The sequence below is a fragment of the Sphingomonas hankookensis genome (assembly GCF_028551275.1).
Lineage (GTDB): Bacteria > Pseudomonadota > Alphaproteobacteria > Sphingomonadales > Sphingomonadaceae > Sphingomonas > Sphingomonas hankookensis_A.
This window is the reverse complement of record NZ_CP117025.1, coordinates 362,720-388,151: the sequence shown is the minus strand read 5'-3', so window position 1 is coordinate 388,151 and position 25,432 is coordinate 362,720. Positions and strand designations below refer to the sequence as shown.

Sequence of the window (25,432 nt, the reverse complement as noted above, 5' to 3'; positions counted from 1 at the left end):
GCGATGCTGACCGGGGTCGTCGTCTGGGGCCATGCCATCGCCGCGCTGCTGTTCGGCGCGCTGGCCTTCTGGGCTGCACGCCATGGTCCGGCCGATGGCGCGCTGCCGCGCCGCTGGCTGTCGGTCGCGCTGGCGCTGACCGCCTTGTGGGCGCTGGCGGTGGCGGGGATCGCCACCGACCATCCGCTGACGCATCTGCTGGCCGGCTTGCGCACGCTCGGCTGGCTGGTGCTGCTGTTCGCGATCCAGCGGCGCACCGGCACGCGGGGGGGCGAAGCGCTCGGGCGGACCATGGCTTATGGCGCGGTGGCGGTGGTCGACGTCGCGCAGCTGCTGCTCGAGCTGATCGGCGCGAGCGCGCGCAACGCCACGGTCGCCGGCCTGATCGGCGATGTCGCGACGGTGCTCGGCATGCTCGCGGCGCTGGGGGCGCTGCTGCTGCTGCACGGCCTGTTCCGCTCGACCGCCTCGGCCGCGACCCGGCTGGTGCTGGTGACGGCCGGCGCCTTCTGGCTGATCGACGTCAATGCCAGCATCGCCAGCTATCTGTTCGGCGGCGTCCCGGCCGAGCTGATCGCCGCGCGGGGCGTGGGCGTCGCGGCCATGGCGCTGCTGGTCGGCCTCGCCCTGTCGCGGCCCGGCGATGGCGGCGTGCAATTCTCGCGCACCGCGACCTTCCACACCCTGTCGCTGCTCGGGCTCGTCGCCTATTGCGCGATCACGATCATGGCGACCAGCCTGATCGAGGCGCTGGGCGGCTCCCATGCCCGGATCGCGCAGACCGCCTTCGTCTTCGGATCGACCGTCGCGGTGCTGACCGCCGCCTCGTCGGGCTGGCTGCGCGCGTGGATCAAGGTGAAGCTGGTCAAGCACCTCTTCCGCCACCGCTACGACTATCGCGCCGAATGGACCCGCTTTACCGAAACGCTGGGTGAGCCCAAGGGCGGCGCCCCGCTCGACGAACGGCTGATCAAGGCGGTCGGCGACCTGACCGATTCGCCCGCCGGCCTCCTGCTGGTCGCCGATGGCGATACGCTGTCGCTCCAGGCGTCGTGGTGCTGGGACGGGGCGGCGCTGCCCGACACCGCCGGCGGCGCGCGGCTGGCGACCTATCTCCAGGCGACCGGGCGCATCCTCGAACTCGATCCGTTGCGCGACCACCCCGAAGACCCGGAGCGCGCGGCGGTGCCCGATGCGATGCTCGACCATCCCGATGCGTGGGTGGTCGTGCCGCTCCCGCATCTCGGGCGGTTGATGGGCGCGATCCTGCTCGCCCGGCCGATCCTCGCCCGCTCGCTCGACTGGGAGGATTTCGACCTGCTGCGTATCGCCGGGCGACAGGTCGCCAGCTACCTGGCCGAGGAACGCGCCCAGTCCGCCCTGTCCGAAGCGCGCCGGTTCGAGGAATTCAATCGCCGCTTCGCCTTCATCCTGCATGACGTGAAGAATATCGTGAGCCAGCTGAGCCTCGTTGCGCGCAACGCCCCGCGCCACGCCGACAATCCCGACTTCCGCGCCGACATGGTCGCGACGCTGAACGAATCGGCGACCCGCATGAACGACCTGCTCGCCCGCCTGTCCGAACGCGAACCGCCCCGCATCGAAGCGCCGCGCGCCGTCGCGCTGGCGACGATCGCCGCCCAGTCGGTCCAGCGCTTTCGGGCGCGCGGGGCAGTGGTGGTGGAGGGGACGAGCACCCTCCACGCCGCGGCCGATCCCGCCCGGCTGCAACAGGTGCTCGACCATCTGGTGCTGAACGCATTGGATGCCGGCGGCCCTGATCCGGTGCGCGTGGTGCTGGGGCAGGACGGCGACCGGGTGTGGATCGACGTGGTCGACACCGGCGCCGGCATGACCCAGCAGTTCGTCCGCGACGATCTGTTCCGCCCCTTCGTCTCGTCCAAGCCGACCGGCTTCGGCATCGGCGCGTTCGAGGCGCGGCAGCTGGCCCACGCCATGGGCGGCACGATCGAGGTGGAGAGCCATCCGGGGCGCGGCTCGCGCTTCCGCGTCACGCTGGCGGCGGCGACGCCCACATTGGAGCAGGCGGCATGACGACACGCAAATGCCTGTTGATCGTCGAGGACGATGCCGGGCTGCAACGCCAGTTGCGCTGGGCCTATGAGGGCTATGACATCGTCGTCGCCGGCGACCGCGAGGCGGCGATCGCCGCCGTCCGCGCCGAGGAACCGCAGGTCGTCACCCTCGACCTCGGCCTGCCGCCCGATCCCGACGGGGTGAGCGAAGGCTTCGCGACGATGGAAGCCATCCTCGCCATGAAGCCCGATACCAAGGTCGTGGTGGCGAGCGGCCATGGCGACCGGTCGAGCGCGCTGCGCGCCATCGATCTGGGCGCATGGGATTTCTATGCCAAGCCGATCGACATCGACGCGCTGGGCCTGATCGTCGCGCGCGCCTTCCACGTCCATGCGCTGGAGGCAGAGAACCGCCGTCTCGCCGACCGGATCGAGGGGCAGGCGGTGCTGGGCGGCATGATCACCGCCGCGCCCGAAATGCTGAAGGTCACCCGCACCATCGAACGCGTCGCCCCGGCCGACGTCTCGGTGATGCTGCTCGGCGCATCGGGTACCGGCAAGGAACTGCTCGCGCGCGGCGTCCATGACGCATCGCGGCGCAAGCGCGGCAATTTCGTCGCGATCAACTGCGCCGCCATCCCCGAAACCCTGCTCGAAAGCGAGCTGTTCGGCCATGAAAAGGGCGCGTTCACCGGTGCGGTGAAGACCACCGAAGGCAAGATCGAACAGGCCGCGGGCGGCACGCTGTTCCTCGACGAGATCGGCGACGTGCCGCTGCCCTTGCAGGTGAAGCTGCTGCGCTTCCTCCAGGAACGGGTGATCGAACGCATCGGCGGGCGGAAAGCCATCCCGGTCGACACCCGCATCGTCTGCGCGACGCATCAGGACATCGACGCGATGGTCGCCGACGGCCGCTTCCGCGAGGACCTCTATTACCGCCTTGCCGAGATCGTCGTCCGCATCCCCTCGCTGTCCGAACGGCCCGGCGATCCCGCCTTGCTCGCCCGCCACTTCCTCGACCGCCACGCCGCGCAGATGGGGCTGGGGCCGAAGCGCTTCGCCCCCGATGCGCTGGCCGCGATCGAGGCATGGGGCTGGCCCGGCAATGTCCGCGAGCTGGAGAACCGGGTGAAGCGCGCCGCGATCATGGCCGATGGCAAGGCGGTGACCGCCGCCGATCTCGACCTCGCCAGTCCCGACATGGCGTCCGGCCCGATCAACCTGAAGGCGGTGCGGGAAGCAGCGGACCGCTCGGCGATCCGCTCGGCGCTGGCACAGGCGCAGGGCAATATCTCGGGCACCGCCCGCCTGCTCGGCATCAGCCGCCCGACCCTCTATGACCTGATGAAGAGCTATGACCTGCAACCCTGACCGATCGTTCCGCGCGCTGCTGGGCATGGGCGGGCTGGCGGTCGTCGCCGCCGCGCTGGCCTCGCTCGGCGGCGTGCTGCCGGCGCGTGCCGACGCCGATGCGCGGACCCGGGTCGCGCAGGCATTGGCGCAGTTCGAAGCCGGCCACTGGACCGTGGCTCGCGACCGTGCCCGTGCCGCGACCGAGGCCGATCCGGCATCGGGCTTTGCGCAGGCGGTGCTGGCCCGCACGCAACTGGCGCTGGGCGACGGGGCGGGGGCGCAGGCATCGCTCGACCGCGCGACCAAGGCCGGGTTCGCTGTCGCCCGCGCGCATCAGCTCTACGCCCATGCCCGCTTGCTGCAGGGCGATCCTGCCGGCGCGATTGCCGAGGCCGACCGCACCACCCCGCGCTATCGCGGCTATGCCACGACCATCCGCGCCCAGGCGCTGGCGGCCGGCGGCGATGTCCGCGCCGGGCTGTCGACGCTGGAAGACCGGGTCGCAGCAGCCCCGCGCGACGCATTTGCGTGGGTCGCGCTCGGCCGGATGCAGCAGGATGCGGGCGACATGGTCGGCGCGATCAACGCCAGTGCCGCCGCCGTCCGCGCCGACCCCGCCTCGCCCGACGCGCTGCGGCTCCGGGCACAGACGATGCGGACGCAATATGGCCTCGTCGCCGCGCTGCCATGGTTCGAATCGGCCTTGGCGCGCGACCCCTACGCCCATGACACGTTGATCGACTATGCCGCGACGCTCGGCGATGTTGGGCGCGCCCGCGACATGCTGGTGGCGGTACGCCGGGCGATGGCGGTGCGGCCGGGCAGTCCGCAGGGGCTGTACCTGCAATCGGTGCTCGCGGCGCGCGCCGGCGACCTCGCGACCGCGCGCAGCGTGCTGGACAAGGCGGGGCGGGGGCTGGCGGGCATGCCCGGCGCGCTGCTGCTCAGCGGCTCGATCGGCCTCGCCGCCGGCGAAGAGGCACAGGCGGCTATCCCCTTACGCGAACTCGTCGCACGGCAACCGACTAACATCACCGCGCGCAAGCTGCTGGCGCTGGCGCTGCTGCAAACCGATTCGGCGCGCGAGGCGTTCGACACCATCCTGCCGGTCGCCTCGCGCAGCGATGCCGACAGCTACACACTGCTGCTCGCCGCCCGCGCGCTGGAGCGGATCGGCGACCGCGCCAATGCCGCGCCGCTGTTCGACCGTGCCGCCGCCCTGACCCGCGGCCGCTCGGGTGCCTTTGCCACCGGCGAGAATCTCGCGACGCTCGCCAACGACGCGGCCGCCGCGCCGGGCAATCCGGCGGCGGCGCTGCCCTATGTCCGCGCGCTGTCGGCAAGCGGCGATGCGGCCGGCGCCCTGTCGGCGGCGCAGGCGCTGGCCGATGCCAATTCCGGCTCGCCCGCCGCACAACTGGTGCTGGGCGATGCGCTGGCCGGGGCGGGGCGGATGGGAGAGGCGGCGACCGCCTATGCCCGTGCCGCCGCCACTCGCTTCGACGAAGCCACGATGCTGCGGCTGGTCGATGCCCGCGACCGCGCCGGGCAGCGCGATCAGGCGAGCGCCACCCTGTCGCTGTTCCTGACCCAGAACCCCGGCAATGTCGTCGCGCTCCGCCTGCTGGGCGAATGGCAGGTCGCGGCGGGTGAGCATGACGCGGCGATCGAGACGCTCGAGCGCTTGCGCGAACGCATCGGCGATCGCGACGCGGCGGTGCTGGCGCTGCTCGCCTTCGCCTATGCCGGCGCGGGCGAGCCGGAGGCGGCACAGGGCTATGCCAGCGCGGCCTATGCGCTCGCTCCGTCCAACCCGATGACGGCCGATGCGCTCGGCTGGGCGCTCTATGCCGGTGACAATGTGGGGGCAGCGGTGCCGCTGGCGGTCAAGGCGGTGCGGCTGTCGCCCGGCGATGCCACGATCCGCTGGCACATGGCCCAGATCGCCGACGCCGCCGGCAACCGCCCGGTCGCCATCGCCAATGCGCAGGCGGCACTGGCCGACGCCCGCTTCGCCGACCGCGCAGCGGCACAAACGCTGATCGCCGGGAGCTGAGATCACCAAACCCGTCACCCCGGACTTGATCCGGGGTCCCGCTTCTTCTTCTGCGTTCGATCAAAGGCGGGACGTCGGCGCAAGGCCGGGATGACGTGCCCTGGGCCTTTGCGCTAGGGCCGCCCCATGACCGACCCGCTGCTCCGCATCGCCGAGGCGCTCGAACGCCTGTCGCCTCCGCCGCCACCCGCCGCCGATCCGCTGGGCCATCCCGCCTATGGCTGGGACGGCATGGTGCTGCGTGCGGCACGCAGCTTCCGCCCGCTTCCGCTCGACCGGCTGGTCGGCATCGACGCGCAGAAGACGGCGTTGACCGACAATCTCACCCGGCTGGCGGCCGGCGCGGCGGCGCATGACGTGCTGCTCTGGGGCGCACGCGGCACCGGCAAGTCGGCACTGGTCAAGGCCGCGGTCGGGCAGGTGCAGGCGACCGGCGGCGCACTGGCGCTGGTCGAGGCACCGGCCAACGCGCTGGCCGGACTGCCCCGCCTGTTCGCGCTGCTGGCCGCCGTGCCGCGCGCCTTTGCGGTATTCGTCGACGATCTCGGCTTCGACACCCCTGCCGATGGCCGCGCGCTGCGCTCGCTGCTGGAGGGTGGCACCGAGGGACGGCCCGGCAACGTCCGCCTGATCGTCACCGCCAACCGCCGCCACCTCGTACCCCGCGACCTCAAGGAACAGGACAGCGCCATCAACCCGCGCGACGGCATCGACGATGCGCTGGCACTCGCCGACCGCTTCGGCCTGTCCTTGGGCTTCCACGTCGTCGATCAGGACCATTATGTCGCGATCGTCGAACGCTATTGCGCCGCCTATAACCTGCCGTTCGATGCGCAGGAAGCGATCAACTGGGCGACAAAGCGCGGCAGCCGCTCGGGCCGGGTGGCGTGGCAATATGTGACCGACCTGGCCGGCCGGCACGGGAAAGCGGTGTAAAGGTCCTTCCCCGCACGGGGAGGAGCCTTACGCCTCGGCCATCTCGGCCAGCGCCAGCCAGCGTTCCTCGGCGGCATCCTTCTCCGCGCGTGCCTTGTCGATCTGCGCGGTGAGCGCGGCGAAGCGCTTCGGGTCCTTCGTGTACAGCGCCGGATCGGCCAGCAGCGCCTCGTCCCGCGCGATCGCCGCCTCCAGCTCCTCGATCCGGCCGGGCAGCAGGTCGAGGTCGCGCTGGTCCTTGTAGCTCATCTTGGTCGATTTGGGCTTCGCTACCGCCTCGACCGGCTTGGCGACCTTCGCCTTCGCCACCGTCCGCTCGCGCCGCTTCGCGACCCAGTCGGCATAGCCGCCCGGCACGACATCGACATGGCCCGAACCATCCAGCCCCAGCGTCACCGTCACCGTCCGGTCGAGAAAGTCGCGGTCGTGGCTGACGATCAGCACGGTCCCGGCATAATCGCCGATCACCTCCTGCAACAGATCGAGCGTCTCGAGGTCGAGGTCGTTGGTCGGTTCGTCCAGCACCAGCAGGTTCGACGGCCGCGCAAATTCCCGCGCCAGCAGCAGCCGCGACCGCTCGCCCCCCGACAGCGTGCCGATCCGCGCTTCGGCGATCGACGGATCGAACAGGAATTCCTTCAGATAGCCATGGACGTGCTTCTTGGAGCCATTGACCTCGATCCAGTCGCCACCGTCCGCCAGTACGTCGCGCACCCGCTTTTCCGGTGCCATCAGCTTGCGCTGCTGATCGATGACGATCCCGTCCAGCGTCTGCGCGCGCATGATCTTGCCCGCGTCCGGGTCCAGATCGCCGGTCAGCAGCCGCAGCAGCGTCGTTTTGCCCGCACCATTGCCGCCGACGATGCCGATCCGGTCGCCGCGCCGCACCCGCAGCGAAAAGTCCTTGAGGACCGTCCGGTCGCCGAACGCCTTGGTCACATGCTCGGCGTCGATCACGACCTTGGTCTTGGTATCGTCGGCTTCGACCTGGATCTTGGCCGTGCCCTGCGGCCCCTGCATCGCCGCGCGCTGGGCGCGCAGTTCATGCAGCTTTTCCAGCCGCCCCATGTTGCGCTTGCGTCGCGCGGTGACGCCACGGTGGAGCCAATGCTCCTCGATCTTGAGCTTCGCGTCGAGCCGTTGCGCGGCGCGCTCCTCTTCGGCGGCGGCCTGTTCCATCCATGCCTCGAACCCGCCGAACCCGATCTCCGCCCGACGGATACCACCGCGGTCGAGCCACAAGGTCGACTTGGTCAGCCGCGTCAGGAAGGTCCGGTCGTGGCTGATGACGATGAACGCGCCATTATAGCGGTTCAGCCATTCCTCGAGCCATTCGATTGCCGACAGGTCGAGATGGTTGGTCGGTTCGTCGAGCAGCAGCACGTCGGGATTCTCGGCCAGCGCGCGGGCGATCGCTGCCCGCCGCCGCTCGCCTCCGGAAGCGGTGGCGGCTTCGCGGTTCAGGTCGATGCCCAGCTGGTCGGCGATCGCATCGACCTCATGCTCGGCCGGCGCCCGCGGCCCCCTGAGCGCAAAGTCGCGCAAGGTCGCGTAGCCATCGACCTTCGGGTCCTGCTCCAGCAGCACGACATGGGTGCCCGGCACGATCGTCCGGCGCCCCTCGTCGGCATCGATTCCCCCCGCGATCAGCTTCAGCAGCGTCGTCTTGCCCGCCCCGTTGCGCCCGATCAGCGCCAGCCGGTCGCGTGTGCCGACATGGATGTCGAGCCCGCGAAACAGCCAGCCATTGCCCTGGATCAATCCAAGGCCCTCATAGGACAATATCGGTGCAGCCATGTGTGGCAGGTAAGCCGCACTCGCGAACGAAGCAAGTTACGCCAGCCTGTCTGCCCTATTCACGGGCTGTTCAACGCGTTGCCCCTATGCCACGCCTCATGTCGATGGTCGTTCGGTTCCTTGTGCTGGGATTGCTGGCGGTGTCGGGAAATGCGCAGGCATTGCCCGACCAGGTGCTGCGCGATCACCAGGCCGCGCGCACCGCGCGGGCGGAGGGCCGCATCCTGCCGATGCGCGAGATCGAACGCCGCGTCCTGCCACAGATGCGCGGTGCCCAGTATCTCGGCTTCGACTATGATCCCGATCGCGGGATTTACACGCTCAAATTCCTGCGCGATGGGGCGGTGATCTGGGTCGATGTCGATGCCCGGACCGGTCAGGTTACCGGCCGCAGCCGTTAAGCAACTAGGGGAGAACAGCCGATGCGCGTCCTGATCGTCGAGGACGAACCCAATCTCGGCCGCCAGCTGCGCGCCACGCTGGAGGGTGCGGGCTATGCCGTCGACCTCGCCACCGATGGCGAGGAGGGGCATTTCCTCGGGTCCACTGAAACCTATGACGCGATCATCCTCGACCTGGGCCTGCCCGAGTTCGACGGGCTGACCGTGCTCGATCGCTGGCGCAAGGAAGGGCGCACCGCCCCCGTGCTGGTGCTGACCGCGCGCGACAGCTGGTCGGACAAGGTCGCCGGGCTGGATGCGGGCGCCGACGATTATGTCGCCAAGCCGTTCCAGACCGAGGAACTGATCGCCCGCCTGCGCGCGCTGATCCGCCGCGCCTCGGGCAATGCCTCGGCCGAACTGACCGCCGGCGACATCCGCCTCGACACCCGCTCGGGCAAGGTGACCAAGGCCGGCGAACCGGTGAAGCTGACCGCCCAGGAATACAAGCTCCTGTCGTACCTGCTCCACCACAAGGGCAAGGTGGTCAGCCGCACCGAGCTGATCGAGCATATCTACGACCAGGATTTCGACCGCGATTCGAACACGATCGAGGTGTTCGTGACGCGCATCCGCAAGAAGCTGGGCGCCGACGTCATCACGACGATCCGGGGTCTGGGCTACAGCCTCGACGAACCGGGCGCGCCGAAGCCGGCGGGCGCGGAGGACTGAAGCGAGCGTCATGACGAGCGGCACCGATCCTGCCCCGCGCACCTATGTCCGGGTGACGGGATCGCTGTCGCGGCGGATGATCCTCGTCGCGGCGCTGTGGATCATGCTGCTGCTGGCCGGTGGCGGCTTCGCGCTCGACCGGGTGCTGGTGTCGGCGGTGACCCGCAACACCGATGACGGGCTCGAATATCTGCTCAATTCGCTGATCGTGTCGGCGGAGATCGATTCGACGGGCGAGGTGACGTTCAACCGGCAGCTGTCGGATCAGCGCTTCCTCGAACCCTATTCCGGCCTCTACTGGCAGGTGAGCGGGCCGGGGCACGAGACTTGGCCGTCGCGCTCGCTGTGGGACCGCAAACTGCCGGTCGATGGCAAGCGCTATACCGACGTCCATGTCTATGACGCGCGGCCGTTCCCCGACCAGAAATTGCGCATCGTCGAACGCGACCTGACGCTGCCCGGATCGCCGACCGTCTGGCGGTTTCAGGTGGCCGAATCGCGCGACGTGCTCGACGGGTTGATCGCGGCTTTGCGCAAGACGCTGGTGCGCTCGTTCGCGCTGCTGGGGCTGGGGCTGATCGTCATGGCGACGCTCCAGACCTGGTACGGCCTGCTGCCCTTGCGCGCCGTTCGCGATGCGATCGCCCGGTTGCGCGCAGGCCAATCGGCGCGGGTCGAAGGGGCGATGCCGGCCGAGGTCGCACCCTTGGTCGAGGAACTGAACGCGCTGGTCGAACATAACGACAAGCAGGCGGAGGAGGCGCGGCGCCATGCCGGCAACCTTGCCCATGCGCTGAAAACCCCGCTGACCGTCATCATGAATGCCTCCGCCGCGGGACAGGACGACCTTGCCGACACGGTGATCCGCGAAGCGCGGACGATGCGCCGGCAGGTCGACCACCACCTCGCCCGCGCCCGCGCGGTCGGGCGGCGCGGATCGGCACACAGCCGGGCGGACGTATGGGCCTCGGTCGAGGCGGTCGAACGCGCCGTCGCCCGGCTCTATCCCAATGTCCGCATCGACGTGGACGGGCAGAAGGACCTGATCGCCCGGATCGAGCGGCAGGACCTCGACGAAATCCTCGGCAACCTGGTCGAGAATGCCGCCAAATATGGCGGCGGCAGCGTCTTCGTCACCGCGCGTGCCGATGCGGGCTTCGTCGAACTGCTGGTCGAGGACGACGGTCGCGGCATTCCGGAGGCGGACCGGCTGCGCATTTTCGATCGCGGCGTGCGGCTCGATTCGGGCAAACCCGGCACCGGTCTCGGCCTCGCCATCGTGCGCGACGTGGCGGAGATTTACGAGGGTACAGCGTCGCTCGAGGAGAGCGAGGATCTGGGCGGGTTGCTGGTGCGGCTGAGGTTGCCGTCGGCGTAACCCCCGTCTCCCTCCGTTCGGTTCGAGCAGCTTCGAGCTTGTCGAGAAGCGCCCGTCGAGAACCATGCGTTTGGGGCAACCCCTTCTCGACTACGGTTCTCGACAGGCTCGAACCTGCGCTCGAAGCAAACGGGGGACGGGGGACGGGGGACGGGGGACGGAGCCTACAACCCCCGCATCGCTGCCGCCGCGATCGACGCACTCCGCTTGCGCGCCGCCGGATCGAACATCGCGCCGGTCACGATTACCTCGTCCACCTGCGTCCGCTCGATGAACTTCGCCAGTCCCGCCCGCACCGTGTCCGGTCCGCCGATCGCCGAGCATTCAAGCACATGGTCGAGGATCGCATTGCCCTGCGCCCCGATCTGCGAGCGGTAGTTCGCGACGGGCGGGGGCAGTTCGATCGGCTGGCCGGTACGGATCGCGACGAACATCTGTTCGGTCGAGCTGGCGAGCAGCCGGGCCTCTTCGTCGGTATCCGCTGCCAGCACGTTGAACGCGGCGGCGGCATAGGGTTTGTCGAGCACCGAAGAGGGACGAAAGTTACGCCGATACGCCTCCAGCGCCTGGTCGAGCGCGGCGGGGGCGAAGTGCGAGGCAAAGGCGTAGGGGAGGCCGAGCATGGCCGCGAGTTGCGCGCCGAACAGCGACGACCCCAATATCCACAGGTCGATGTTGGCACCGGCGCCCGGCACCGCGCGGATGCCGGTGCGGCCGTCGTCCGCGAAATAGCTCTGCAATTCGACGACGTCCTGCGGGAAGGCGTTGGGGTCGCTGTCCAGCGTGCGGCGCAGCGCCCGCGCAACCATCTGGTCCGATCCCGGCGCACGGCCCAGCCCCAGGTCGATCCGCCCCGGATAGAGCGCGTCGAGCGTCCCGAACTGTTCGGCGATGGTCAGCGGCGCATGGTTGGGCAGCATGATGCCACCCGCACCGACGCGGATCGCCTTCGTCGCGGCGGCGACATGGCCGATCACCACCGCCGTCGCCGCGCTGGCAATTCCCGGCATGCCGTGATGTTCGGCCACCCAGTAGCGGTGAAATCCCTCCGCCTCGGCATGGGCGGCAAGGTCGGCGGCGGCGGCGAGCGCTTCGCCTGGGGTGCCCCCCTGACGGACGGGGACGAGGTCGAGCATCGAATAGCGGGTCATTCGAGAGAGATGGGGAGCAGGTTGCGAATTGCCACCAATCCCACATTGGCCGCGCCCAAGCCGGGCTTACAGCAGCAGCTCGCCGCGCATCACCGTCACGCACTGTCCGCCCAGCACCGCGCGATCCCCGTCCAGCGTGCAGGTCAGATGCCCGCCGCGTGCGCTCGCCTGAAACGCGGTGAAGCGGTCGCGGCCCAGACGCTCTGCCCAGAACGGGGTGAGCGCGGCATGCGCCGATCCGGTCACCGGGTCTTCGTCCACGCCCCAGGCGGGCACGAAGACGCGGCTGACGACATCGGCGATATCGCCCGGCGCAGTGACGATCGCCATGACGTGACAGGCCGACAGCGCCGCCATGTCGGGCGTGCAGGCGTGCACCGTCGCCGCATCCTTCACCAGGATGATGCTGGTTTCCTGCGCGCCCGACACGCTCGCGAACACCTCGCCCTCGACGCCCAGCGCCGCCAGCAACGCCACATCGGGGGCAGGCGCAACCCGCGTCACCGGCAGGTCGAGCGTATAGCCATCGCCCTCCCGCCGAACGATCAGCACCCCCGCCTTGCGTGTCGCGAACCGCACCGCGTCGCGCGTCCCCATCAGCACATGGCCGCTGGCGAGCGTGGCATGGCCGCACATCGCGATCTCGACGGTCGGCGTGAACCAGCGCAGTTCGTACTCCGCCTCGCCGTCGCTTGCCGGCACGACGAAGGCGGTTTCGGACAGGTTATGCTCCAGCGCGATCGACTGGAGCAGCGCATCGTCGGGCCATGCGTCGAGCGGCATCACCGCCGCCGGATTGCCCGCGAAGGGCCTGTCGGCAAAGGCGTCGACCACGGTGAAGGGCATCGCCATCAATAGCTTCCCACGCGCTTGCCGAACCAGTGCGGCGTCACGTCCGCCTCGACCAGCGGATTGTCGGTGTCGACATGGCCTTCGGGGTCAAGATGGATCAGCACCTCGACCTTGGGGAATGCCTGGCGCAGCGCGCGTTCGACCCCTTCGACCACGTCATGCGCATCGGCGACGGTCATGTCCCGGGCGACCTCCATGTGGAACTGCGCGAAATCGTGGCTGCCCGACCGGCGGGTGCGGAAGTCGTGGATGCCGCGCAGCCCCTCCTGCCGGGCGGCGACGTCGAGGAAGGCGCGGCGCTCCTCCTCCGGCCATTCCTTGTCCATCAGCTGGTCGATCGCCTGGCTCGACGCCTGGAACGCGCCCCAGCCCAGCCATAGCGCGATCAGGATGCCCATCACCGGATCGGCGCCGCGAATCCCGAAAATCTGGTCGAGCACCATCGCGACGATGACCGCGAGGTTGAGCAGCAGGTCGCTCTGATAATGGACATTGTCGGCACGGATCGCGACCGATCCGGTGCGGTTGATGATCGACTTCTGATACGCCAGCAGTGCGAAGGTGGCGATCATCGCGATCACCGACACGCCGATGCCGAACTCCACGTCCTGCGTCTCGCCCGGCGCGCCGAACGCGGCGATGGCGCGCCACGCGATACCCGCCGCCGATGCGGTGATGAGCATGACCTGGAACAGCGCGGCCAGCGCCTCCGCCTTGCCATGGCCGAAGCGATGGTCGTGATCGGCGGGCGTCGCGGCGAGGCGCACGCCGTACAGGGTCACGAGGCTGGCGAGCAGGTCGAGCGCGGTATCGGCAAGGCTGCCGAGCATCGCCACCGACCCGGTATGCCATGCGGCAAAGCCCTTCAGCCCCAGCAGGAACAGCGCCATCGTCACCGACGCGATGGCGGCGCGGGTGGCGAGTGGGATCACCCGCTTGCGTTCGGTCTCGGTCACGGGAACAACAGTCCTTGGCTCCAGCCGTCGTCGGTCGCGGTAAAGACCCGGCGTTCGTGCAGCCGGTGCGCGCGGTCCTGCCAGAACTCGATCGTCCGCGGGGTAACCCGGTATCCGCCCCAGAAGGGCGGGCGCGGCACGTCCTGCCCGTCGAATCGCGCCTGTACCTCGGCGAAGCGTGCTTCGAACGTGTCGCGGCTGTCGAGGGGGCGCGACTGTTCGGAGGCCCATGCCCCCAGCTGCGAATCGCGCCCGCGCGAGGCGAAATAGGCGTCGGATTCGGCGTCGGAGGCGAGCGTCACCGGCCCCTCGATCCGGATCTGCCGGCGCAGCGACTTCCAGTGGAACAGCAGCGCCGCGTTGGGATTGGCGGCCAGATCGCCGGCCTTGCGCCCTTCGCGATTGGTATAGAACACGAATCCGTCGCGGCCATGCCCTTTCAGCAGCACCATCCGCACCGACGGCCTCCCCGCGGCATCGGCGGTGGCGAGCGCCATGGCATTGGGGTCGTTCGGCTCGCTGGTCTGCGCCTCGGCGAACCACTCGTCGAACAGGGCAAAGGGATCGGTCATGGCCCGCCCATACGCCCTTTCGCAGGCGATTTCACCCCGGCCCGATGGGCAGCGCCGCGGAACGACTCTTTCCCCTGCGAATTGAATCGGTTGAGCAACGATTTCGGGACAACCGGCATGACGGCACGCGCATATTGGCAGGGGCAGATTCGCCTCGCCCTCGTATCGATCCCGGTCGAAATCTACAGCGCCACCAAATCGGGGGCGAGCATCAGCTTTCGCCAGATTCACGAACCCAGCGGCAAGCCGATCCATTACGAGAAATCGGTGACCGGCATCGGCCCGGTCGACCCGGACGAGATCATGAAGGGATACCAGCTCGAAAAGGGCGAATATGTCCTGCTCGACCAGGACGAGATCGACGCGGTCAAGCTGGAGTCGAAGAAGACGCTGGAGCTGACCCAGTTCGTCGACGCGCATGAGATCGACGTGATCTATTACGAGAAACCCTATTTCGTGGTGCCCGCCGACGACCTTGCCGAGGAAGCGTTCGTCGTGCTGCGCGAGGCGTTGAAGCGCACGAAGAAGGTCGGGCTGGGCCAGCTGGCGCTGCGCGGCCGGGAATATGTCGTCAGCCTGAAGCCGTGCGGGCGCGGGCTGGTGCTGGAGACGCTCCGCTATGCCGACGAGGTCAATCGCGCCCAGTCCTATTTCCGCGACATTCCCGATGCCAGGCCCGATGCCGATCTGCTCGACCTGGCCGAGACGCTGATCGCCAAGAAGACCGCCGCGTTCGACCCGCAGGAGTTTCACGACCGCTATGTCGATGCGTTGAAGGACCTGATCGAGCGCAAGGCCAAGGCGAAGGGGCGTAAGATCGTCGATACCGACCCCAACGAAGATCGACCGAGCGGCGGCAATGTCGTCGACCTGATGGCGGCGCTCAAGAAATCGCTCGAGAAGCCGGCGGCCAAGGCACCGGCGAAGAAGACCACGCCGAAGAAGCGCGCACCGGCGAAGAAGGCCGCCACGACGCGCAAGCGGGCCTGACATGGCGCGCAAGTCCGATCCGCTGGCCACCTATAACGCCAAGCGCGATTTCGCGCGCACCGCCGAGCCAGCGGGGACGCTGGCCAAGGGGCAAGGCAACCGCTTCGTCGTGCAGAAGCATGACGCCACACGGCTACACTATGATTTCCGGCTGGAGGTGGACGGGGTGCTCAAAAGCTGGGCGGTGACGCGCGGACCCAGTCTCGACCCCGATCAGAAGCGGCTGGCGGTACGCACCGAGGATCATCCGCTCGATTATGCCGGGTTCGAAGGGGTGATCCCGGCGGGCGAATATGGCGGCGGCACGGTGATGTTGTGGGACGAGGGCACCTGGTCGCCGGTCGCGGGCAAATCGGCGACGGATTTGAAGAAGGGGCATCTCCATTTCGTGCTGGCGGGCACGCGGATGCGCGGCGAATGGCTGCTGGTCCGGCTCAAGCCCCGTGGCAAGGAGAAGCGCGAGAACTGGCTGTTGCGCAAGGTCGCCGATGGGGAAGCGGGCGGCACCGACACGCTGACTGCAACGATGCTGACCAGCGTGACCACCGGGCGGACGATGGAGGAGATTGCCGAGAGCAAGCCCGCCCCGCGCAAGGTGGCGGCCGAAGCGAAGCGCCCGGCGTTCGTCGAACCGCAGCTTGCGACGTTGGTCGATGCGGTGCCGACGGGCGGCGAATGGCTGCACGAGGTGAAATATGACGGTTATCGCATCCTGATCGCGACCGGTGGCACCGGTCCCAGACTCTACACCCGCACCGGGCTGGACTGGACGGCGAAGTTTCCCGGCATTGCCGAGGCGGCGGCAAGCCTGCCGCCGGGCCTGTTGCTCGATGGCGAGGTGGTCGCGCTGAAAGACGGCAAGCCCGATTTCTCGACCTTGCAGGCGGCGATCAAGGACGGTGGGGAAATGCGCTGCTTCGCCTTCGACCTGCTGCGCGATGCCGATGGCGACCGACGCGACGAGGCGCTGGTGCGGCGCAAGGAGCGGTTGCAGCGGGTGCTGGCCGGGGCCGATCCGCGCATCGCCTATTCCGACCATGTCACCGGGTCGGGCGAGAAGCTGTTCGCGGCGATGTGTGCGGAGGGGTTCGAGGGGATCGTGTCGAAGCGCGCCGATGCCCCCTATCGCGGCACCCGCTCGCGCAGCTGGCTGAAGGTCAAATGCACCCATCGGCAGGAATTCGTCATCCTCGGCTGGCTGCCGAGCGAGGCGAAGGGGCGGCCGTTCAAGTCGTTGTTGCTGGGTGTGCAGGAGGAAGGCGGCCTGCGCTATGCCGGCAAGGTCGGCACCGGATTCGACGCGGCGAACATGGCGGAGGTGGCGGCGGCACTGGCCCCGCTGGCGCGCAAGACGCCACCAGTCGAGCTGCCCGCCGTGCAACGCCGGGGTGCGCGCTGGGTCACGCCGAAGCTGGTGGCGGAGATCGCCTTTGCCGAATTCACCGCCGACGGGCTGGTGCGCCATGCGAGCTTCATTGCCTTGCGGGGGGACAAGGCGGCCAAGGACGTGGTGCGCGAAACGCCGGTCGCCGCCGATGCCGCGCCGGCGGTGCGCATCAGCCATCCCGAGCGGGTGATCTTTCCCGGCGACCGGCTGACCAAGGGCGATCTGGCAGCCTATGTCGAGCGGGTCGCGCCGTTGCTGCTGCCCGCAGCCGCCGACCGGCCGCTCAGCCTGGTGCGCTGTCCGCAGGGGCGGGGCAAGGCGTGCTTCTTCCAGAAACACGACGCCGGCAGCTTCGGCGATGCGGTCCATGCGATCGATATTGCGGAGAAGGAGGGGAAGCGCGAACCGTATCTCTATGTCCGCGATGCCGCCGGGCTGCTGTCCTGCGTGCAGATGGGGACGATCGAATTCCATGGCTGGGGATCGGGCGTCGGCGATGTCGAGCGGCCCGACCGGATGGTGTTCGACCTCGATCCCGACGAGGGGCTGGACTTTGCCGATGTGAAGCGCGCGGCACATGATATCAGCCGGCATCTGGGCGATCTGGGGCTGGCGAGCTTCGCGATGCTGTCGGGCGGCAAGGGGGTCCATGTCGTCGTTCCCCTCACCCCGCAAGCCGAGTGGCCGACGGTCAAGGATTTCGCCGACCGCTTCTCCCGCGCGCTGGCGCAGGCCGAGCCGGACCGCTTCGTAGCGACGATGGCGAAGGCGAAGCGGAAAGGACGCATCTTCATCGACTGGCTGCGCAACCAGCGCGGCAGTACCGCCGTGCTACCCTATTCGGCCCGCGCAAGGACCGGCGCGCCGGTGGCGGCCCCGGTCGCGTGGCGCGAGCTGGACGACATCGACAGCGCAGGCCGCTGGACGATCCGCGACGCCGACGAACTGCTGAAGCGCGCCGACAGCCGACTGCTGACCGGCTGGGGCGTCGCGGATCAGGTGTTGCCGGACCGGTAAGCGCGCCACCGGCCACTACCGTATTCCCGGGCAGGCGGGAATCCAGGGTTGCTTCTTGCACCGGTTGCGTTCGGGGCTCCGGACCCCCGCCCGCGCGGGGGCACGCCTCGGCTATTGGCCGCTCCGCTCCGCCAACTTGCGCTCCCACGCCAGCGCGTCGCGCACGATCTGGTCGAGATCGGCATGCTGCGGCCGCCATGGCAGGGTGGCGAGGATCGTGCTGTTGTCGGCGACCAGCGCGTCGGGATCGCCGGCGCGGCGGCCTTCCAGCCGGCGGTCGATCGTCATGTTCGTCACCCGGTCGACCGCGTCGAGCACTTCGAGCACCGAATAACCGCGGCCATAGCCCGCGTTCATCGTGTGGCTCTTCGCCGGATCGGCCATCAGCAGGTCGAGTGCATGGACATGGGCATCGGCCAAGTCGGTGACGTGGATATAGTCGCGCACGCCGGTCCCGTCGGGGGTCGCGAAATCGGTGCCATAGACGCCCACATGGCCGCGCTTGCCGGTCGCCGCCTCGACCGCGACCTTGATGAGATGGGTCGCACCCGCCGTCGACTGGCCGCTGCGCCCCTGCGGATCGGCGCCCGCTACGTTGAAGTAACGCAGTGCCGCATAGTTGATCGGATGCGCGGCGGCGACGTCGGCCAGCATGATCTCGGTCATCAGCTTCGACATGCCGTACGGATTGATCGGCTGTTTCGGGCTGTCCTCGCGCACGGGCACGACTTCGGGTATGCCGTAGGTCGCGGCGGTCGAGGAGAAGATGAAGTGCTTCACCCCCTCGCCCACCGCGCTCTCGATCAGGCTGCGCGAGGCGGCGGTGTTGTTGCGATAATATTTTAGCGGGTTCTCGACCGACTCCGGCACCACCACCGATCCGGCGAAGTGCAGGATGGCATGGACGTCATGGTCGCGCATCGCCGCGCGCACCGCCACGTCGTCGCTGATATCGGCCACGACCAATGTCGCGCGCGGATCGACCGCCCAGTCGAAGCCCGTGACGAGGTTGTCGACCACCACCACCTCATGGCCCGCGTCGAGCAGCGCCAGCACCGCATGGCTGCCGATATAGCCCGCACCGCCCGTGACCAGAACCTTGCCCATTACCGTACCCCCGATTGCGTCGCCGTGATGCGCGCCTATCTCTGCGACCAAAGGAGATTACGCAATGGCTACCGAACAGGCGACCTTCGCCGGCGGATGTTTCTGGTGCACCGAGGCGGTGTTTCGCGACGTGATCGGCGTGGAGCAGGTCGAAAGCGGCTATATCGGCGGCACGGTTGAGCATCCGACCTACAAGCAGGTGTGCGGTGGCGACACCGGCCATGCCGAGGCTATCCGCATCACCTATGACCCGGCCGTCATCGGTTACGACGATCTGCTCGACATTTTCTTCGCGACGCATGATCCGACGCAGCTGAACCGGCAGGGCAACGACGTCGGCACCCAGTATCGCTCGGCGATCTTCCCCCATTCGCCGGAACAGGAAGCGGCGGCGCGTGCCGGGATCGAGCGCGCGGGCGAAGGGCGTGGCACGATCGTCACGACCATCGAACCGCTCGCCACCTGGTATCCGGCCGAGGATTATCATCAGGAATATTGGGACGGCGAAGGCCAGCGTAATCCCTATTGCCTGGCGGTGATCCCGCCCAAGCTGCAAAAGCTGCGCAAGAGTTTCGCCGCGCGGAGCAAGGCGGCCGAATCGGCTTGAACCGCCACTCGGTTATCATAAGTTTGCAAGGGCCGTGCCAAGACTGCGCGGCCCTTGTGTCGTTTCGGGTAAATTGCTATCCCGATCCCGGCCACAGGGGCGACGAGACATGGGGGCGACGATCGATACGACCGGATCGGACCGGCGGTTCGCCGCGATCCGCGACTATCGGCTGATCGAGGCGATTGGCGATGGCGGGCAGGACGACCTTGCCCGGCTTGCCGCCGAAATCTGCGAAGCGCCGGTGGCGCTGGTCACCCTGCTCGCGGCGGACCAGCAATGGTTCGTGGCGGCGGTCGGCACCGATCTGTGCGGCACGTCGCTGGGCGATGCGATCTGCACCCACGCGCTCGATGTCGAAGACATCCTCGTCATTCCCGACCTCTCGACCGATCCGCGTACCTGCAACAGCGGGATCGTGACAGGGGAACCGCATATCCGCTTCTATGCCGGCGTGCCGCTGCGCATTGCCGAAGGGGTTCCGGTCGGGACGCTGTGCGTGATCGATGTCGTCGCCCGTCCCCAAGGGTTGAGCAACACCCAGCGCGACATGCTGCTGCGGCTCGCGCGGCAGGCGGTAACCACGCTCGAACTGCGACGGCTGCTCGCCGAACGCGACGAAACCCTGCGCCGCATCGCCGAGACCGAGGCGGCGCTGAGCGGCAACGAGCAACGCTGGCAGCGACTGTTCGAAAATATCAGCGACGGCTTTGCATTGGGCGAGGCGATCCGCGACCCGGACGGGCAGGTGGTCGATTGGCAGTTCGTCGACGCCAATCCGGCGTGGTTCGCGCTGTCGGGCGTGGACCGCGAACGGATGCTGGCACTGACCGGACGGCGGCTCGATCCGGCTGCCCCCGCGCACTGGGCCGACGAATTGCACGGCATGCTGTCGGACGGCGTGCCGATCGGTTTCGTCCACCACATCCCCCATCTGCGCCGCTGGTTCCGCGGCCATTGTTTCCGCATCGAGGGCGACCGGTTCGGCGCGATCCTGCGCGACATCACCGCCGAACGCGCAGCGGATGGCCGCCAGTCCGCGCTGATCCAGCTCGGCGACCTGCTGCGCGACTGCCACGATGTCGCCGATGTCGCGCGGGCGGCGTCGGCGCTGATCGGGCAGGCGCTGGACGTCAGCTGTGCCGGGTTCGGCCGGATCGACGCCGGTCTGACGCAGGTGGAAATCGGTCCCGACTGGACCGTGACCGGCGGCGCGTCGCTAACGGGGCGACAGGCGCTCGACACCTTCGGTGAACTGGCGGGCGATATCGGACGGGGCGACGCGATAGTGGTCGCGGATGTCCAGCACGATCGTCGGACGGCGGGGCATGCCGATGCGCTGATCGCGCGCGGCATCGGCGCGTTCGTCATCGTACCGGTGCGCCGCGACGGACGAATCGTTTCCGCATTCCTCGTCTGCATGACCGGTCCGCGCCAATGGACCGGGGAGGAAATCGTGTTCCTGCGCAAGGTGGCCGACCGGGTCGAGGTCGGCATGGCGCAGGTCGAATCGGAAGCGCGGCAGAATCTGCTGATCCAAGAACTCGCTCACCGGCTGAAGAACACCCTGTCGATGGTGCAGGCGATCGCCTCGCAGACGCTGCGCGGGTCGGTCGACCGCGCGCCGCTCGACGCGTTCGAACGCCGGTTGCAGGCGCTGGGCGTGGCGCATGACGTGCTGGTCGAACGCAACTGGGTTGGTGCCGACATGGCGACGACCATCGGACAGGTAATGGCGGTGTTCGGCTGCGACGACCGCATTACGCTGACCGGTCCCGACGTGGCGCTCGGCGCCCGGGCGGCGCTGGCGCTGGCGTTGATGCTGCACGAACTGGGCACCAACGCGGTCAAATATGGCGCGCTGTCGACCGTCGAAGGGTCGGTGCTGCTCGACTGGCAGGTGGCCGACGATCAGCTGAGCATGACGTGGCGGGAATGCGGTGGCCCGTCGGTGCAGCAACCGGCCCGCCGGGGGTTCGGGTCGAAGCTGTTGCGGCTGGGCCTGGCGGGAACGGGGGACAGTGAAATCTGTTACGATCCGGCGGGCGTCCGCGTGTCGATGCGCGCCAATCTTGCCGATCTGGTCGGCGGCTGACCAACGAAAACGGGCCGCCCCGACAGGGACGGCCCGTATCCTGTACCGTTACGGCAGGTGCTTAGCGCACCGAACCGCGACGCACGAGGTTCACGATTGCCAGCAGCACGATCGCGCCGACCAGCGAATACAGGAAGCTCATCACGGTGATGCCGTTGTTGATGTTCGCACCGGTCACGAAACCGGCGATCACGGCACCGACGATGCCGACGACGACGTTCAGGATGATGCCCTGCTGCGCATCGGTCCGCATGATGATGCTGGCGAGCCAGCCGACGATGCCACCAACAACCAGCCAGATGATGATACCCATGTGACGTCCCTCCATTGCTGCCTGCAACCCGGCAATTTCGTACCGGGAGTACTGAGGGAAAGACTCACAAACGTCCGGCTTGTTCCGCCTCCGTTTTAACTGATAGGCTCAATATTTGCGCTGCTGCCGCTCATACAGGGACTTGTAGTGCTGGATCCGCGTCACGCGCAGGCCCGGCATCCCCGACCGGTCGACCGCGCGCTGCCAGCTGGCGAATTCCTCCGCCGACAGGTTGTAGCGCTGGCACACGTCGTCGACGCTCAGCAGGCCGCCATTGACCGCTGCGACCACTTCCGCCTTGCGTCGCACGACCCAGCGGGTCGTATCGGGCGGCGGCAGCGAATCGATCGTCAGCGGTTCGCCGAGCGGACCGATCACTTTTGCCGGACGGATTTTGTGGTTCTCAATCATACTGGACCTCGAGCCGGGGTCGCCCCCTCAAACCTTCTTGCGCGGTCATACGCGAACGCGGTTGAACATCGGCTAAAACGGCTAGGTAAACATCGTCTTCATCCGTTCGCATCGTGCCATCCCTTCGCGACGGGCCGGTGTTCCGGTACGACACATGCCCTCAGCAGGGCGGCAGTCCACCCGTTGAACGCCCCGTCCGCCGGATTGAGCAGGGACACCGGCGCGCGGTTCCATGCCAGTCGGGTCTGCAGTCGCGCCGTCGGCGTCGCCGCCTGCCGCCCGGTCGCAGCCGCCAGCAACACGGCCAGCTCCGTCGGCAGGGTGGTGACCGTGGAACCACGGTCGAAACGGGCGAAACTCAGATCCAAATGTTCTTCCAGCAACAGGACTTAGGGGATGGTGTTACCTCGACAACGTTGAAGGTCCGGTAAATGGCACCGCATTTTTGCAACCGACGCGCGAAGCGCCTATCTGGCGGGCCATGGACCTTGGTGAATTTCAACTGGATGCGCCCGTTTCGGCGCGCCGCATCGTCGTGGCGATGTCGGGCGGCGTGGACAGTTCGGTGGTCGCCGCACTCGCCCATGCGACCGGGGCGGAGACGATCGGCGTCACGCTGCAGCTCTACGATCATGGCGCGGCGGTAGGACGTGCCGGATCATGCTGCGCCGGGCGCGACATTCGCGATGCGCGTGTGGTGTGCGACAGGCTCGGCATCGCCCATTATGTCTTCGACCATGAAAGCAGCTTTCGCGAGACGGTGATCGACGATTTCGCCGATGCCTATCTGGCCGGGCGCACGCCGATCCCTTGCGTGAAGTGCAATATGGGGCCGAAATTCACCGACCTGTTCGCGCTGGCCCGCGACCTGGGTGCCGATTGCCTTGCGACCGGCCATTATATCCGGCGGGTGATGGGGCCGGCCGGGGCCGAATTGCACCGTGCGATCGATACGGCGCGCGACCAGAGCTATTTCCTGTTCGCGACGACGCAGGCCCAGCTCGACTTCCTGCGTTTCCCGCTGGGCGCGATGCCCAAGGCAAGGGTGCGCGAGATCGCCGCCGAACTGGGGCTGGGCGTCGCCGGAAAGCCCGACAGCCAGGACATCTGCTTCGTCCCCGATGGCGATTATGCCGGGCTGGTGCGCAAATTGCGGCCCGAGGCGAAGGACGGTGGCGAGATCGTCGATCTGGAAGGGCGGGTGCTGGGCCGCCATGGCGGACTGGTCGGCTATACCGTCGGGCAGCGGCGCGGCCTCGAGATCGGCGGGCTGGCCGAACCGCTCTATGTCGTACGCCTCGAACCCGCGACGAAGCGGCTGGTCGTCGGCCCGCGCAGCGCGCTGGCGGTCGGCGCGGCGCGGCTCTCCGACATCAACTGGATCGGCGGCGACCATGCCGGACCGCTGACCGCCAAGGTACGATCGATGGCCAAGCCGGTGCCGGCGCGGCTGGCGGGCGAACGGCTGGTGTTCGACGCGCCCGAATATGGCGTCGCGCCGGGACAGGCGGCGGTGCTCTATGCCGGTGACCGCGTGCTGGGCGGCGGCTGGATCGAAGGGACCGAGGCGGCCTGAAGGATCCTCCCCGCTTTGCGGGGAGGGGGACCGCCGCGAAGCGGTGGTGGAGGGGGCTGGCGGCATGCGGCGAGGTTGCCTTGCGCGGCCTACCCCCTCCACCATGCTGCGCATGGTCCCCCTCCCCATGATATGGGGAGGATCGGCTTGCCGCTTGCGCTTCGTCCCCTTACAGCCCCGACCCGATGCTGCCCGCGCTAGCCCATGTCCGCGACTGGATCTTCGATCTGGACAATACGCTCTATCCGGCGTCGTCCAATCTGTTCGCCGAGATCGAGGCGCGCATGGGGCACTATATCTGCGACCTGCTCGGCTGCGATGCGGAAGAAGCCCGTCGGGTACAGAAGCTGCATTTCCACAATCACGGCACCTCGCTGTCGGGGCTGATGGCCGAACAGGCGGTAGATCCGCACCATTTCCTCGATTTCGTCCACGATATCGACCTGTCGCCGCTGGTGCCCGATCCCGACCTGCCGCGCCTGTTGGCAGCGCTGCCGGGACGCAAGCTGGTCTTCACCAATGGCGACGCGGCCTATGCCGGCCGCGTCCTGGCGAAGCTCGGCCTGTCGGACAGTTTCGCCGGCATCCACGATATCCATGCCACCGCCTATCATCCCAAGCCGCATGTCAGCGCCTATGAAGGGCTGTGCGCGGCATGGGAGATCGACCCGACGACCGCCTTGTTCGCTGAGGACATGGCCCGCAATCTCGTACCGGCCAAGGCGGCGGGAATGACCACCGTGTGGGTCGACAACGGGTCCGAACAGGGGCCGGGGACGGCACGCGACCATATCGATTACATCACGCACGACATCGTCGCGTGGCTACGCTTCGTGGAGGAATCATGACCGACCTTGCCGCCCAGATCGACGCCGCCTGGGAAAACCGTGCCGAACTGACCGTCCATACCCAGGGCGAGGTCCGCGTCGCCGTCGACGCTGCGCTGGCGCTGCTCGATTCGGGTGAGGCGCGGGTGGCCGAACCGGTCGGGGACGGCTGGCAGGTTAACCAGTGGCTGAAAAAGGCGGTGCTGCTGTCGTTCCGCCTGAACGACAACCAGATCATGGACGGCCCGGGCGGCACCAACTGGTTCGACAAGGTGCCGGGCAAGTTCACCGGATGGGGCGAGCATCGCTTCCGCGACGCCGGGTTCCGTGCGGTGCCGGGCAGCATCGTGCGGCGCGGCGCCTTCATCGGCAAGGGCGCGATCCTGATGCCGAGCTTCGTCAATATCGGCGCCTATGTCGGCGAAGGCACGATGGTCGACACCTGGGCGACCGTGGGCAGCTGCGCGCAGATCGGCAAGAACGTCCACCTGTCGGGCGGTGCGGGCATCGGCGGTGTGCTGGAGCCGCTGCAGGCCGATCCGGTCATCATCGGCGACGGCGCCTTCATCGGCGCGCGGGCCGAGGTGGCGGAGGGTGTCCGCGTCGGTGAGGGTGCCGTGCTGTCGATGGGCGTCTATCTCGGCGCGTCCACCAAGATCATCGACCGGGCGACCGGCGAAGTGTTCCGGGGCGAAGTGCCGCCTTATGCGGTGGTCGTGCCCGGATCGATCGGTGGCGGCGACGGCAAGCCGGCGCTGTACTGCGCGGTAATCGTCAAGCGGGTCGATGCCCAGACCCGCTCGAAGACCAGCATCAACGACCTGCTGCGCGACTAATATATCCTCCTCGGCACGGGGAGGGGGACCAGCGAAGCTGGTGGAGGGGGGTGTCCTCGTCCACCAC

The 25,432-nt window shown here is 68.2% G+C and carries 23 protein-coding genes; 14 read left to right on the top strand and 9 right to left on the bottom strand.

Annotated features, from left to right (window positions below; translation table 11 throughout):
* Positions 1 to 3 precede the first annotated feature (3 nt).
* The 4 genes from prsK to PPZ50_RS01885 all read left to right on the top strand — a co-directional run bounded on the left by prsK (position 4) and on the right by PPZ50_RS01885 (position 6,381).
* Complete coding sequence (prsK, locus tag PPZ50_RS01900; protein ID WP_066692282.1) at positions 4 to 2,055, top strand: XrtA/PEP-CTERM system histidine kinase PrsK; 2,052 nt, start codon at positions 4 to 6, stop codon at positions 2,053 to 2,055.
* Positions 2,052 to 3,407: a PEP-CTERM-box response regulator transcription factor gene (gene prsR, locus PPZ50_RS01895; RefSeq protein WP_066692280.1), complete on the top strand. Its 1,356-nt coding sequence runs from the start codon at positions 2,052 to 2,054 to the stop codon at positions 3,405 to 3,407. The genes prsK and prsR overlap by 4 nt, the downstream gene beginning before the upstream one ends.
* Positions 3,391 to 5,445, top strand: coding sequence for a tetratricopeptide repeat protein (locus PPZ50_RS01890; RefSeq protein WP_232308024.1), 2,055 nt, complete (start codon positions 3,391 to 3,393; stop codon positions 5,443 to 5,445). The genes prsR and PPZ50_RS01890 overlap by 17 nt, the downstream gene beginning before the upstream one ends.
* 126 nt (positions 5,446 to 5,571) lie before the next feature.
* Positions 5,572 to 6,381: an ATP-binding protein gene (locus tag PPZ50_RS01885; protein ID WP_066692277.1), complete on the top strand. Its 810-nt coding sequence runs from the start codon at positions 5,572 to 5,574 to the stop codon at positions 6,379 to 6,381.
* A gap of 27 nt (positions 6,382 to 6,408) precedes the next feature.
* Here the strand turns inward: PPZ50_RS01885 and PPZ50_RS01880 are convergent, their stop codons facing one another.
* Positions 6,409 to 8,178, bottom strand: coding sequence for an ATP-binding cassette domain-containing protein (locus tag PPZ50_RS01880; protein ID WP_066692273.1), 1,770 nt, complete (start codon positions 8,176 to 8,178; stop codon positions 6,409 to 6,411).
* 86 nt (positions 8,179 to 8,264) lie between these two features.
* Between PPZ50_RS01880 and PPZ50_RS01875 the strand changes: the two genes are divergently transcribed.
* From PPZ50_RS01875 to PPZ50_RS01865, 3 genes are read left to right on the top strand one after another with little or no spacing between them, the layout of a single operon-like run.
* Entirely contained in the window at positions 8,265 to 8,579 is a 315-nt protein-coding gene (locus tag PPZ50_RS01875; protein WP_066692270.1) for a PepSY domain-containing protein, read from the top strand.
* Between the two features lie 21 nt (positions 8,580 to 8,600).
* On the top strand, positions 8,601 to 9,290 hold the full coding sequence (locus PPZ50_RS01870) for a response regulator transcription factor (protein ID WP_066692267.1): 690 nt from the start codon (positions 8,601 to 8,603) through the stop codon (positions 9,288 to 9,290).
* A 10-nt stretch (positions 9,291 to 9,300) separates the two neighbouring features.
* Positions 9,301 to 10,668, top strand: a complete 1,368-nt coding sequence (locus PPZ50_RS01865) for a sensor histidine kinase (RefSeq protein WP_066692264.1) — start codon at positions 9,301 to 9,303, stop codon at positions 10,666 to 10,668.
* Between the two features lie 164 nt (positions 10,669 to 10,832).
* On the opposite strand, the gene PPZ50_RS01860 is transcribed toward PPZ50_RS01865, so the two are convergent.
* From PPZ50_RS01860 to pdxH, 4 genes are all read right to left on the bottom strand, one after another.
* Positions 10,833 to 11,819: an LLM class flavin-dependent oxidoreductase gene (locus tag PPZ50_RS01860; protein WP_066692261.1), complete on the bottom strand. Its 987-nt coding sequence runs from the start codon at positions 11,817 to 11,819 to the stop codon at positions 10,833 to 10,835.
* A gap of 66 nt (positions 11,820 to 11,885) precedes the next feature.
* The gene (locus PPZ50_RS01855) at positions 11,886 to 12,671 is read right to left on the bottom strand and encodes a PhzF family phenazine biosynthesis protein (RefSeq protein ID WP_066692258.1); all 786 of its coding nucleotides are present in this window, start codon (positions 12,669 to 12,671) and stop codon (positions 11,886 to 11,888) included.
* Entirely contained in the window at positions 12,671 to 13,627 is a 957-nt protein-coding gene (locus PPZ50_RS01850) for a cation diffusion facilitator family transporter (RefSeq protein WP_066692255.1), read from the bottom strand. The genes PPZ50_RS01855 and PPZ50_RS01850 overlap by 1 nt, the downstream gene beginning before the upstream one ends.
* On the bottom strand, positions 13,624 to 14,199 hold the full coding sequence (pdxH, locus tag PPZ50_RS01845; RefSeq protein WP_066692252.1) for a pyridoxamine 5'-phosphate oxidase: 576 nt from the start codon (positions 14,197 to 14,199) through the stop codon (positions 13,624 to 13,626). The genes PPZ50_RS01850 and pdxH overlap by 4 nt, the downstream gene beginning before the upstream one ends.
* Positions 14,200 to 14,316: 117 nt before the next feature.
* Here pdxH and ku point away from each other — a divergent pair, with 117 nt between their 5' ends.
* Complete coding sequence (gene ku, locus PPZ50_RS01840) at positions 14,317 to 15,189, top strand: non-homologous end joining protein Ku (RefSeq protein WP_066692799.1); 873 nt, start codon at positions 14,317 to 14,319, stop codon at positions 15,187 to 15,189.
* 1 nt (position 15,190) lies between these two features.
* Complete coding sequence (ligD, locus tag PPZ50_RS01835; protein ID WP_066692250.1) at positions 15,191 to 17,593, top strand: DNA ligase D; 2,403 nt, start codon at positions 15,191 to 15,193, stop codon at positions 17,591 to 17,593.
* 111 nt (positions 17,594 to 17,704) lie between these two features.
* Here ligD and galE read toward each other — a convergent pair whose 3' ends face one another.
* Positions 17,705 to 18,700, bottom strand: coding sequence for a UDP-glucose 4-epimerase GalE (gene galE, locus PPZ50_RS01830; RefSeq protein ID WP_066692249.1), 996 nt, complete (start codon positions 18,698 to 18,700; stop codon positions 17,705 to 17,707).
* Between the two features lie 64 nt (positions 18,701 to 18,764).
* Between galE and msrA the strand changes: the two genes are divergently transcribed.
* Positions 18,765 to 19,307: a peptide-methionine (S)-S-oxide reductase MsrA gene (gene msrA / locus PPZ50_RS01825; RefSeq protein WP_066692247.1), complete on the top strand. Its 543-nt coding sequence runs from the start codon at positions 18,765 to 18,767 to the stop codon at positions 19,305 to 19,307.
* Positions 19,308 to 19,416: 109 nt separating this feature from the next.
* Complete coding sequence (locus PPZ50_RS01820; RefSeq protein ID WP_272815695.1) at positions 19,417 to 21,402, top strand: GAF domain-containing protein; 1,986 nt, start codon at positions 19,417 to 19,419, stop codon at positions 21,400 to 21,402.
* Positions 21,403 to 21,463: 61 nt separating this feature from the next.
* Here PPZ50_RS01820 and PPZ50_RS01815 read toward each other — a convergent pair whose 3' ends face one another.
* From PPZ50_RS01815 to PPZ50_RS01805, 3 genes are all read right to left on the bottom strand, one after another.
* Complete coding sequence (locus PPZ50_RS01815) at positions 21,464 to 21,715, bottom strand: GlsB/YeaQ/YmgE family stress response membrane protein (protein WP_066692242.1); 252 nt, start codon at positions 21,713 to 21,715, stop codon at positions 21,464 to 21,466.
* A gap of 108 nt (positions 21,716 to 21,823) precedes the next feature.
* Positions 21,824 to 22,126 (bottom strand): CtrA inhibitor SciP, encoded by a 303-nt coding sequence (sciP, locus tag PPZ50_RS01810; protein WP_066692240.1) that lies wholly within the window; start codon positions 22,124 to 22,126, stop codon positions 21,824 to 21,826.
* Between the two features lie 98 nt (positions 22,127 to 22,224).
* The gene (locus PPZ50_RS01805; protein ID WP_198158589.1) at positions 22,225 to 22,494 is read right to left on the bottom strand and encodes a hypothetical protein; all 270 of its coding nucleotides are present in this window, start codon (positions 22,492 to 22,494) and stop codon (positions 22,225 to 22,227) included.
* A 113-nt stretch (positions 22,495 to 22,607) separates the two neighbouring features.
* Here PPZ50_RS01805 and mnmA point away from each other — a divergent pair, with 113 nt between their 5' ends.
* The 3 genes from mnmA to dapD all read left to right on the top strand — a co-directional run bounded on the left by mnmA (position 22,608) and on the right by dapD (position 25,365).
* Complete coding sequence (gene mnmA, locus PPZ50_RS01800) at positions 22,608 to 23,702, top strand: tRNA 2-thiouridine(34) synthase MnmA (RefSeq protein WP_066692238.1); 1,095 nt, start codon at positions 22,608 to 22,610, stop codon at positions 23,700 to 23,702.
* Positions 23,703 to 23,887: 185 nt separating this feature from the next.
* Positions 23,888 to 24,550, top strand: coding sequence for a pyrimidine 5'-nucleotidase (locus PPZ50_RS01795; RefSeq protein WP_066692236.1), 663 nt, complete (start codon positions 23,888 to 23,890; stop codon positions 24,548 to 24,550).
* The gene (dapD, locus tag PPZ50_RS01790; protein WP_066692234.1) at positions 24,547 to 25,365 is read left to right on the top strand and encodes a 2,3,4,5-tetrahydropyridine-2,6-dicarboxylate N-succinyltransferase; all 819 of its coding nucleotides are present in this window, start codon (positions 24,547 to 24,549) and stop codon (positions 25,363 to 25,365) included. Before PPZ50_RS01795 ends, dapD begins: the two co-directional genes overlap by 4 nt.
* The last annotated feature ends 67 nt before the right edge of the window (positions 25,366 to 25,432 follow it).

Excerpts from the sequence above, each read along its gene's own strand:
- prsK (WP_066692282.1), top strand. The coding sequence starts at position 4 with ATGCTGACCGGGGTCGTCGTCTGGGGCCATGCCATCGCCGCGCTGCTG.
- prsR (WP_066692280.1), top strand. The coding sequence starts at position 2,052 with ATGACGACACGCAAATGCCTGTTGATCGTCGAGGACGATGCCGGGCTG.
- PPZ50_RS01890 (WP_232308024.1), top strand. The coding sequence starts at position 3,391 with ATGACCTGCAACCCTGACCGATCGTTCCGCGCGCTGCTGGGCATGGGC.
- PPZ50_RS01885 (WP_066692277.1), top strand. The coding sequence starts at position 5,572 with ATGACCGACCCGCTGCTCCGCATCGCCGAGGCGCTCGAACGCCTGTCG.
- PPZ50_RS01880 (WP_066692273.1), bottom strand. The coding sequence starts at position 8,178 with ATGGCTGCACCGATATTGTCCTATGAGGGCCTTGGATTGATCCAGGGC.
- PPZ50_RS01875 (WP_066692270.1), top strand. The coding sequence starts at position 8,265 with ATGCCACGCCTCATGTCGATGGTCGTTCGGTTCCTTGTGCTGGGATTG.
- PPZ50_RS01870 (WP_066692267.1), top strand. The coding sequence starts at position 8,601 with ATGCGCGTCCTGATCGTCGAGGACGAACCCAATCTCGGCCGCCAGCTG.
- PPZ50_RS01865 (WP_066692264.1), top strand. The coding sequence starts at position 9,301 with ATGACGAGCGGCACCGATCCTGCCCCGCGCACCTATGTCCGGGTGACG.
- PPZ50_RS01860 (WP_066692261.1), bottom strand. The coding sequence starts at position 11,819 with ATGACCCGCTATTCGATGCTCGACCTCGTCCCCGTCCGTCAGGGGGGC.
- PPZ50_RS01855 (WP_066692258.1), bottom strand. The coding sequence starts at position 12,671 with ATGGCGATGCCCTTCACCGTGGTCGACGCCTTTGCCGACAGGCCCTTC.
- pdxH (WP_066692252.1), bottom strand. The coding sequence starts at position 14,199 with ATGACCGATCCCTTTGCCCTGTTCGACGAGTGGTTCGCCGAGGCGCAG.
- ku (WP_066692799.1), top strand. The coding sequence starts at position 14,317 with ATGACGGCACGCGCATATTGGCAGGGGCAGATTCGCCTCGCCCTCGTA.
- ligD (WP_066692250.1), top strand. The coding sequence starts at position 15,191 with ATGGCGCGCAAGTCCGATCCGCTGGCCACCTATAACGCCAAGCGCGAT.
- galE (WP_066692249.1), bottom strand. The coding sequence starts at position 18,700 with ATGGGCAAGGTTCTGGTCACGGGCGGTGCGGGCTATATCGGCAGCCAT.
- msrA (WP_066692247.1), top strand. The coding sequence starts at position 18,765 with ATGGCTACCGAACAGGCGACCTTCGCCGGCGGATGTTTCTGGTGCACC.
- PPZ50_RS01820 (WP_272815695.1), top strand. The coding sequence starts at position 19,417 with ATGGGGGCGACGATCGATACGACCGGATCGGACCGGCGGTTCGCCGCG.
- PPZ50_RS01815 (WP_066692242.1), bottom strand. The coding sequence starts at position 21,715 with ATGGGTATCATCATCTGGCTGGTTGTTGGTGGCATCGTCGGCTGGCTC.
- sciP (WP_066692240.1), bottom strand. The coding sequence starts at position 22,126 with ATGATTGAGAACCACAAAATCCGTCCGGCAAAAGTGATCGGTCCGCTC.
- mnmA (WP_066692238.1), top strand. The coding sequence starts at position 22,608 with ATGGACCTTGGTGAATTTCAACTGGATGCGCCCGTTTCGGCGCGCCGC.
- PPZ50_RS01795 (WP_066692236.1), top strand. The coding sequence starts at position 23,888 with ATGCTGCCCGCGCTAGCCCATGTCCGCGACTGGATCTTCGATCTGGAC.
- dapD (WP_066692234.1), top strand. The coding sequence starts at position 24,547 with ATGACCGACCTTGCCGCCCAGATCGACGCCGCCTGGGAAAACCGTGCC.